Below are 208 nucleotides of genomic sequence, written 5' to 3' on the forward strand. Positions count from 1 at the left end.
TAGCAACAATTATCTGTGCGCCACGACGAAGTGCGATCAACGGGATGGTGTAGCTCTCGACACAATATACTGCCAGTACTTCAACACCACGAGTGTGTTTTGCATATTTTTCAAATGCCTCAGATACTTGGATCGCAAGCTCTCGGGTTGGTGTGAGTACAAGGATCTGTGGCTGTTTCACAGACGGGTCAATATTATTTAGTAATGG

At 45.2% G+C, this 208-nt stretch carries 1 protein-coding gene; it reads right to left on the minus strand.

Features of this window, described 5'->3' with window-relative positions; translation table 11 throughout:
- Positions 1–208: DEAD/DEAH box helicase (locus CWB75_RS18815; protein WP_138571431.1), on the minus strand; the 208-nt coding region annotated here is incomplete at both ends.

The organism is Pseudoalteromonas sp. S1608, assembly GCF_005887265.1.
GTDB lineage: Bacteria > Pseudomonadota > Gammaproteobacteria > Enterobacterales > Alteromonadaceae > Pseudoalteromonas > Pseudoalteromonas undina.